Genomic DNA, 8488 nt, shown 5'->3' with positions numbered 1-8488 from the left:
CTCGGTTACCGAAGGCCGAATGAAGTCCACTACGGTTATCAACAGCCAGCATTGGCAGCGTAGAAGAATCCACTAATTCCGCTGTCCGAAATACCCGCGGCAGGCCAGTGTACTCCAGCATGACCGGGATGCTTATCGGATACGCACGCGTATCCACCAACAACCAAGACCGGACGGCCCAAAAGAACGCCCTCGTCGTCCTCGGGGTCTCACTCCAAAAGACGTTCATCGATCAGGGCTTCACCGGAAGTAACCGGGCCGGCCATGTTGAACGGAGGCCCCGGTTTATGACGTGACATTGGCTCGGCACGACGTCGAGCGGAATCAAACTCTTCACTATCTCAAAGTGTTCGGCTTCTCGGTGCTCTGACGCTCCAGGATCACGACGAAGACTCGGTAGAGCACCAGACTGAAGGTAGCGACCGCCGTGAGTATTAACAACACTGATCCGTAGGAGGACGCTTGGTCGGCGCCGGTGATGCCATCTAGCAGGTTGGGTTTTAGCTTCATCAGGGTTGCGGTGTAGGCGATTCCGATTGGCACGGCGATGTTGATGGTGAGGTTGTAGAAGCCGATGGCGATACCCGAATTCTCGACCGGCACCCGCATAATGGCGGTCGAGACGAGTGGGCCGTACATCAACGCGAAGCTCATCCCGAACAGGATCATCGAGATCACGAAGATCCCGATCCACGTATCCACTAAGAGTGCCGGGAGCAGCATCGAGACGATGATCCCGATCAATGCGATGGTGATGGCTTGCTTGGACGTGAGGAACTTGGCGATCTTGCCGGTGGCCGAGCCGACTATCACGGCCGCGATGTACCCGGGGATCAGCAACAAGGAAACCTCGCCGAGGTTATAGCCGTAAACGTCGGAGACAAGGAATGGGAACATGAAGGTGTAGCCCAGTTGGACCGAGTAGATGACGAACACCACGATTATCATCAGCGAGTATTGGGCGTTGGCGAAGAACGCGATGGTGATCACGGCGTTGTCGTGGGTTCGGATGTGCCAGACGAAGAGGATCAGTCCCGCTACGACCGGCAGCAAATACCACAAGTTGAAGTTCTGCATGAACAAGATGGTGCCGGTGGCGAACACCGCGATTAGGAAAAGCCCGAACGCGTCCACGTGGCCGTCGTGTGTCGTCTCTGCGGGAACTGTACGCAGCACGACTGGGATGGCTAGCAAGGAAAGTAACGTGATTAAAAAGAAGGCTGCCCAGCCGATGTAGGTGGCGATGAAGCCGCTGCCGACGGTGCCGATCAGCAGCGACAATTGGAAGGCTGCGGTGCTGAAGCCTAGGTACTTCTTCTGCTCGTCGCCCCTAAAGTGCTTGGTGACATAAATCACGTAGAGGGTCTCGGCGGCCGCCAAGCCGGCGGTCTGAATCAGACGGCCGACCAAGATCAGCGAAAAATTAGTCTGGAAGATGAATCCGACGATCGAACCTGCTGTCATCACGATGATCGCGAAGATGATGAGCTTTCGGATGCTGATCGAGTCGGCTAGTGCGGCGTAAACTACGGCACCGATACCAATCAGGATGCCGGCTAGGGTGGCTTGCAGACTGACGGTGTCAACGGGCAGATTGAGATCTTTCGCTAACGCCGGCGACAAGAACTTGAAGCCATTGTCCAGCACCAGCGAGAAGACGAAGAGGGACAGCAGAATGGGTACGGCCCGGGTTGGTTTGAAAACCTGGAACGGACCCGTAGCGTTGGTCGCCGTGCCCATCAGACCAATTCCAACGCGATCTCGATCATCGCGGTGAAGGCGGTTTGCCGTTCCGCAGGGGTGGTCTCGGCGTTGGTGATGAGATGGTCGCTGACGGTAAAGATGCCAAGCGCATCGACGCCCGCGGCCGCGGCGTTGGCAAACAACCCCGCCGACTCCATCTCTACGGCAAGGATGCCCATCTTCATCCATTTGGTCATGGCATCGGGATCGGCGCCGTAGAACAGGTCCGACGAGAGCACGTTGCCGACGTGAGTACGCTGGCTGCGGTTGTCGGCGATCCGCTTGGCCTGCTCTAGTAGTCGGTACGACGACAGCGGCGCCCAGAAGCCGGGCAGGTTGAACTGGTGCAGGTAGTTGGAGTTGGTCGACGCACCCTGAGCGATGACTACGTCGTGGAGGTTCATGTTCGCCTGCATGGCGCCGCAGGTACCCACCCGGATCAGGTTCTTAACCCCGAAGAAATGGATCAGCTCATAGCTGTAGAGCGAGATGGAAGGAATACCCATACCCGTGCCCATTACGGACACAGGACGCCCCCGGTAAGTGCCCGTAAAGCCCAACATGTTACGAACCTCGTTGAAGCACCGGATGTCGTCTAAGTAGGTCTCGGCGATGAATTTCGCTCGCAGTGGATCCCCAGGAAGGAGGATTGTCTCGGCAATGTCCACCCCTTTCGGATTAATGTGCGGCGTGCTGATCGTGACCATAGTGGGGAACGGATCCTTCGCCGTTGACGGTGATTCGGCCTTAAGGCTTGTTGAACTCACGTGGACTCCTTTGTCTGGATTACAGTATGAGGTTATACCTCTTGAGTAAGATGTCACATATGATACTGTCGGGCAACAAGGAGGTCGAGTGACGACCCGTTTGGAACCCCACCCGTTCTTGCAACAGCAACTTCGTCTTGCCGTCGGCCAACCGATTCGGGTCGCCATTTATACGCGGCTTGCTGAGGGGATCCGCTCTGGCGCATTCCGGCTCGGTGAGATGCTGCCCAGAGAAACAGAGCTCTCGGTAATGCTTGGCGTCAGCCGCACGCCCGTACGCGAGGCGCTGATGCTCCTCGAAGAAGACGGGTTGCTGGTCACCCGGCGCGGAGTGGGGCGATTCGTCACGGACGCCCTTCCGCACGGCGGGCTGGAGCAGATGCGGCCATTTGAGGTTGTCTTAGCGGACCCGACCATGACAATTACGGTGCAGCCGGTGCGCTTCGAGTTGGAGAAGGTAACAGACTTCGTGTCCAAACGGCTCGCGCTGGACCCCACTGCTAACGCTTGGATCCGCGAGAGCGTCTTGCTGCAAGACGGCCTTCCCGTTGCGACTGTTCAAGAGCATCTCCCTGCTGGGCGCTACCTCAGTGATGTGAGTGCCAGAATCGCATCCGAGCTTTTGGAAATCGCTGCCGAGCCACGGACGCTCCTCGCATCCATGCAGGCCAACGGACACGTCTTTACAAACGGCGTGTGCCAGATCGTCGCAACCGATGCTGGCCCCACACGGGCGAAACTGCTGAACGTGAAGCCGTCGGCGGCGGTCCTCATCTTTACTCAGACAGCGGAGCACGGCGGAATGCCGCTCTACGCCGCGAAGTGTGTCGTCGCACCCGGTCACGGGTCGCTGTCGATAATGCAACGCAACCCGAGCTAGTGGCGCTTCACGGTGGAACTGGGACGTGACTCTTATTGTCTTCGATCAGATGGTTATCGTCCTGAGAACAACCCGACCGCGGTGGGTTCGGTTGAGCTTGTCGTAGCGGATGGTGATGCGGCGCTATTGCTTGCATACGGCGAAATAGTATTCGATGACGTTGTGGCGCTTGCAGGCGTCTTTGTCAGGTCCGGTACGGTTGGTCATCGTTGTGACTGCTCGTTTTGCGGTTGATGATTTGATGTGATTGCGCCAAGATCACGGTTTCGCTACAACGTTTCTAGGGCAAAATCAAGCAGTCAGAGCAACGTAGGGTTTTGCTTAGAGTAGTAGCTGGTTGAGGCTATACGGGGCACGTTCGGACGCCTCGATGCCTCAGTGGTGAGGTCCAGTGCCCGCGTTCGGCGATAAAAAGTTGCACGAGACATTTTAAGATCTCGGGCAACTGTTGTCGCTGTCTCTCCACCGTCGATGAGTCGACGAGCGTTGCGGATTTGGCTGTCGGTGATGATCCGTGGACGGCCGCCTAAATCCTTGCCGGCTTTGCGGCGTTTATTGATGGAGTCGACAATACGCTCTCGTTTGATTTCGTGTTCCATCTGCCCGAGCGCTGCCATGATCGTGAATAGCAGGGACCCCATCGGTGTCGCAGTATCGACATCGCCGCCACCCAGGTTGAGTACGCGAAGACTAGCGCCGCAACCGCGGAGCTCTTCGGCGAACGCGAGCATGTTCTGTGTTGACCGCCCGAGCCGGCCCAGGGTCGTGATGACGAGGGTGTCGCCGTCTTGGAGTACGTCGAGCGCACGGTCGAACTGGGGCCGTGATGCTCGAGCACCGGAGATGCCGTGGTCGACGTAGAGGTCGTTACGCCGGACGCCAGCGGCGAAGATGTCGATCTGTTACCGGTCGGTGGACTGCTGTCGCGTGGACACGCGCGCGTAGCCGGTCAGTTTAGTCATTTCTGCTCCTGGGGCGTCTCCTAACCAATGGCGAGTACCACAGTTCAAGCATGCGGTTATGCGACATAGTTATGAGAATCGGCGCGCCGCACGATCCCAGCAAATGCGGAGGGAGCCAAGGCGTGGGCGTGAGACGTCTTATATCCCTAGGGCGGTTTCGAGACGGCCTGAACGGTCGAAAGCTTGTCGCGTTAGAGGCACCCCGCCGAGTGCTGAGGGACAAAAGAATTGTGACGACACAAAACGTCGATGAGGGTAGGCGGAGAACGGGCACAGAGGGAGCAGATGCGTGCTTGGCTCTGGCATTTTCTTCTCGCGAGTGGCAACGTGGGTACTGCGCAAGACGAGACGGAAGGATGCCGATAATGTCAGAGTCGCAGCGAGTGCGCGATCAACGATCGCTGACTACGTCGATGGGCGCTATCTGGCTTGTGGTGGGTGGCGCTCTTACGCTCATCTGCGCCGGGCTACTTTTCGCTATGCAGTGGCTCAGCCCAGCCGGGGTCGCGACCACAGGATTGGTTATCGTATTGGTTCTGTATGCGGCGATGGTGGTCATCCGTTTTGCCGTGAGTCGTAGGCGACTGCGGCTCGGCCTCCTTGCAACGTTTACCCTGCTGATCGTGATTATTTTTCTCATCTGTGCGGTGGTCGTCACGGCAATGGAGTGGGGCGCGGTCAGCCCGTCGTAATTGTGTTGACTTTGCCATCCCTGTTTGATTCCTGTGGATTTTTTCCGCGCGGTCACAGAGGCATCGAATTTTCCTCGGATGCGAGTCCGTCATATTCATAGGCGTGGTGTTGTTGCAGCGAGAGAGCACACGGCTTGGGGCCGATAGGTGCGTGTAGCGTAGATCATGTTCCGGCGACAGCGAGCACAGTTGCTTCGATCGTCATTTATGAACACAATCTCAAGCCGGTACGGCGAGGCCGCAGTGAGCTATGAAACGAGTGCCGTGAGCAGTGCGGCGGCGCCCGTGTCGCCCGTGTTGGTCTGCTCGCCGACCGTGGTGAAACCGAGACGTGAGTGGAAGGCCAGCAACTGCGGATTGGGCGGAAAGGTATTCACTTCGCACACCACTTCGGTGGCGTGGGCCTCGCGAGCAGCCTGAAAGACGGAGGCGTAGAGCAATTCGCCGAGGCCCTGGCTTCGCGCGTTTGGCGCCACGACGATGCGGTCTACATAGAGGAAGTCGCTCGATCGGGCTTCAAACCAACGGTAGCTTTCACTTGCATATTCGGCGGACGGGGCAAAGCCGATCACGAAACCAGCCACGGTGTGCACATCCTCCACCGTCGTGACCACGACTGAGTGAGTAGCAGTAGCTACGAGGGTGGTAAGCAAATCAGCGTCAAGGGCATAGACGGCGGGAACTGCCTCATTGTTCAGCGTGAGCACCTGGGGGAGATCGAGAGGGTTGAGGGAGCGAAGCGCATACGTCATGGTACCGACGGTATTCCGAAGAGCTGAACGTGGCCTTACTGCGCCCTCAAGTTTTTGAGACAGTCTGTTGTGTTTTTCTTCTATGCCGCAGCCAGTTGGCGGTGGTCTTGGTAAGCGGCTAGAGCTGCGGCCGGTTGTAATCTTCCGCTGTGGGAGTGGGGCCGCCGCCGGTTGTACCAGGATTCGATTTATTCCATCACCGCGGTGCGTGCGGCGAGGTGGTTGTCGAAGTGCTGCTGGTAATGCATCTCAGTTTTCATATGGGAGAAAAACGACTCTGCCACGGCATTGATTGAGCTGCCGCGGGTATTTCGAACAGCGGAATTAGTGGATTCTTCTACGCTGCCAATGCTTGGATTCCATCTGTCGTTGCAACACCGCGCTGATCAAGTACTGATTAGTAGATCACGGAATCGCTCTGCCGGGGTGTCCCAGCCGAGCGTTTTGCGGGGTCGGCCGTTCAGTTCCTGCGCGACCCGTTCCAGATCCTCGAGGCCATAAGCCGACAGGTCGCTTCCCTTCGGCAAATACTGGCGCAGGAGCCCGTTGGTGCTCTCGTTCGAGCCCCGCTGCCAGGGGCTGGCCGGGTCGCAGAAATACACCGGCATGTCTGTCGCGGTGGTGAATGACTTGTGGGTCGATATCTCTGATCCCTGGTCCCAAGTCAGCGACCCGCGAAGGTGTGCCGGCAGCGTGCCGATCGTGGCCACCAGACCGTCACGGACGGCGTCGGCTGTGTGGGCGCCGGGCAGGTGGACGAGCATGACGTAACGGGTGGTGCGCTCGACCAGGGTCGCAATCGCGGTCTTGTTGAGTTTGCCGGTGATGAGGTCGCCCAATTGCCGGAGTAGTAACGCTCCAGACGGTGGCAACCGAGAGAGCCAACCAGATCCGTCCTCGGGCTCAATGCCGCCGTATGACAGACCACCATTGATGTCGTGGTCCGATGCAAACGTGAACGCAAGCATGGTGTGATCGGTGACCGATATCAACGATTGCGGCGGTGAGGCGGTGCGCATGGAACGGTGCTATACACGACGTATGCACAACCGCGGGCAACTCGAGGTTGCCTGGGCACTCAATTCGAACACCTCCGAAAGTGAAGACGGACCGTTGATTTTCACGGTCAGGAAAACTAGAGAGAGAAAAAAATGAAGGCAGTCGTGTACAAGGGCCCCAATGAGGTCAACGTTGAAGAAGTTCCGGATGCCACGATCGAGCGTCCCACTGACGTTCTCGTACGCATCACGGCCACGAATATTTGCGGTTCAGATTTACACATGTACGAGGGACTTACCGATTTCGAAACTGGACGCACGTTTGGCCACGAAAATATGGGCGAGGTCATCGAGATCGGTAATGGCGTCGACAAGGTAAAAGTCGGCGAACGCGTCGTGCTGCCGTTCAATATTTCTTGCGGTTTTTGCAAGAATTGCGAACGCGGTTTCACCAACTATTGCATGACCACTCAGTCAGACCCGGTCGGCGCGGGCGCCGCCTACGGCTTCGCTGGTATGGGTCCGTATCCTGGCGGGCAGGCCCAAATGTTGCGTGTGCCCTACGGCGACAACAACTGCTTGCGCCTGGGTGAAGACGCCGTAGAAAAGCAAAACGATTACGTGATGCTTTCAGATATCTTCCCTACCGGCTATCACGCTACCGAGATGGCTGGAGTCATACCCGGTGACACAGTAGTGATTTACGGTGCGGGTCCGGTCGGGCTGATGGCAGCCCTGTCCGCGACGATCAAGGGCGCGAGTAAAGTCTGGGTTGTGGATCGACGCCCAGACCGGCTGGCGCTCGCCGAGCAGATCGGCGCGATTCCCGTTGATGACTCGAAGACGGACCCGGTTCAGTTTGTTTTGGACCAGACTAAGGGTATTGGCGCGGATCGGGGTTGTGAATGCGTGGGCTATCAGGCCCACGACCCACAGGGCACCGAAGATCCCGCCATGACTCTGAATCGGCTGATTCGGTCCGTGCGCATCACCGGCGGAATTGGTGTTGTTGGCGTTTTCCTGCCGGCAGATCCTGGCGGCATCGACGAGAACGCCAAGCAGGGCAAGATTGCTATTGACTACGGCCTGCAGTGGCTCAAGGGCCAAAACATTGGCAGTGGCCAATGCCCGGTAAAGAAATATAATCGGCAGTTGCGCGAGCTGATAGCTGTGGGTAAGGCCAAGCCATCATGGATCGTTTCCCACGAGATTCCCCTTAGCGATGCCGCGGATGCCTATAAGAACTTCGGCGACCGCACCGACGGGTGGACCAAGGTGATCCTCAAGCCCGAATAGGCCAACACCTAGCGGCCCATGTGACCTAGCTTCTGTGGCCTAAATTACGGCGTGCGCGGCAGGGAGAACCAGACCGCACAGTTCCCCTGCCGCTACGTTTTTAGTGGGTCATTCCCCTAGTTCATCACGAGTATCGCCATCGTGAGTGCTCGGCGTTGAAATCTGTGCCCCGTGCCCTGTGCCGCTTCACGTAGTTGATCACCCTAGACATGTGTTCGATAGCGGACGCGGTCAGATCGGCCTTTTTATTCCAAGAATTGTAGACATATGATCACCCGTGGCCCACACATGAATATTGGCTTCGATGGGCACCACCTGTGGTGCGAGTGAGCCCCACTGTTCAGATGCTTGATTTGTATCGTTGAGCCCCACTATCGGCGTGGTTGAGTCCCACCTGG

Annotated in this window: 8 protein-coding genes and 3 pseudogenes; 4 read left to right on the top strand and 7 right to left on the bottom strand. The window is 57.6% G+C overall.

Translation table 11 applies throughout. The features are described from left to right. Positions 1–119: 119 nt before the first annotated feature. Positions 120–296: a recombinase family protein gene (locus E3T41_RS05265; protein WP_134441968.1), complete on the top strand. Its 177-nt coding sequence runs from the start codon at positions 120–122 to the stop codon at positions 294–296. 40 nt (positions 297–336) lie between these two features. On the opposite strand, the gene E3T41_RS05260 is transcribed toward E3T41_RS05265, so the two are convergent. Together E3T41_RS05260 and deoD are read right to left on the bottom strand one after the other, a co-directional pair. After that, a complete protein-coding gene (locus E3T41_RS05260; protein WP_134441878.1) occupies positions 337–1740 on the bottom strand; it encodes an MFS transporter in 1404 nt (467 codons plus the stop codon). Next, the gene (deoD, locus tag E3T41_RS05255) at positions 1740–2510 is read right to left on the bottom strand and encodes a purine-nucleoside phosphorylase (RefSeq protein WP_241985215.1); all 771 of its coding nucleotides are present in this window, start codon (positions 2508–2510) and stop codon (positions 1740–1742) included. Before deoD ends, E3T41_RS05260 begins: the two co-directional genes overlap by 1 nt. Positions 2511–2598: 88 nt before the next feature. Here deoD and E3T41_RS05250 point away from each other — a divergent pair, with 88 nt between their 5' ends. Beyond that, entirely contained in the window at positions 2599–3390 is a 792-nt protein-coding gene (locus tag E3T41_RS05250; RefSeq protein ID WP_134441879.1) for a GntR family transcriptional regulator, read from the top strand. A gap of 299 nt (positions 3391–3689) precedes the next feature. Here the strand turns inward: E3T41_RS05250 and E3T41_RS05245 are convergent. After that, positions 3690–4352 (bottom strand): annotated as a pseudogene (locus E3T41_RS05245) (recombinase family protein). A gap of 365 nt (positions 4353–4717) precedes the next feature. Between E3T41_RS05245 and E3T41_RS05240 the strand changes: the two are divergent. Then, the gene (locus tag E3T41_RS05240; RefSeq protein ID WP_092453158.1) at positions 4718–5044 is read left to right on the top strand and encodes a hypothetical protein; all 327 of its coding nucleotides are present in this window, start codon (positions 4718–4720) and stop codon (positions 5042–5044) included. A gap of 248 nt (positions 5045–5292) precedes the next feature. On the opposite strand, the gene E3T41_RS05235 is transcribed toward E3T41_RS05240, so the two are convergent. From E3T41_RS05235 to E3T41_RS05225, 3 genes and pseudogenes are all read right to left on the bottom strand, one after another. After that, entirely contained in the window at positions 5293–5796 is a 504-nt protein-coding gene (locus E3T41_RS05235) for a GNAT family N-acetyltransferase (protein ID WP_134477620.1), read from the bottom strand. A gap of 188 nt (positions 5797–5984) precedes the next feature. Beyond that, positions 5985–6080, bottom strand: a complete 96-nt coding sequence (locus E3T41_RS05230; RefSeq protein WP_134477618.1) for an IS3 family transposase — start codon at positions 6078–6080, stop codon at positions 5985–5987. Positions 6081–6182: 102 nt separating this feature from the next. Further along, positions 6183–6632, bottom strand: a pseudogene (locus tag E3T41_RS05225) (IS30 family transposase); the annotation flags it as partial. A gap of 315 nt (positions 6633–6947) precedes the next feature. On the opposite strand from E3T41_RS05225, the gene E3T41_RS05220 reads away from it, so the two are divergent. Continuing rightward, positions 6948–8090 carry a glutathione-independent formaldehyde dehydrogenase gene (locus E3T41_RS05220; RefSeq protein ID WP_134477616.1) on the top strand — a complete coding sequence of 381 codons (1143 nt, stop codon included), beginning with the start codon at positions 6948–6950 and terminating at the stop codon, positions 8088–8090. 124 nt (positions 8091–8214) lie between these two features. Here the strand turns inward: E3T41_RS05220 and E3T41_RS18920 are convergent. After that, positions 8215–8328: pseudogene (locus tag E3T41_RS18920) on the bottom strand (DUF3140 domain-containing protein); the annotation flags it as partial. Between the last annotated feature and the right edge of the window lie 160 nt (positions 8329–8488).

Origin of the sequence: Cryobacterium sp. Hh38 (assembly GCF_004403235.1) — a bacterium.
Taxonomy (GTDB): domain Bacteria; phylum Actinomycetota; class Actinomycetes; order Actinomycetales; family Microbacteriaceae; genus Cryobacterium; species Cryobacterium levicorallinum.
The sequence above is the reverse complement of the archived record's forward strand: the minus strand, read 5'-3'. Positions and strand labels throughout refer to the sequence as shown.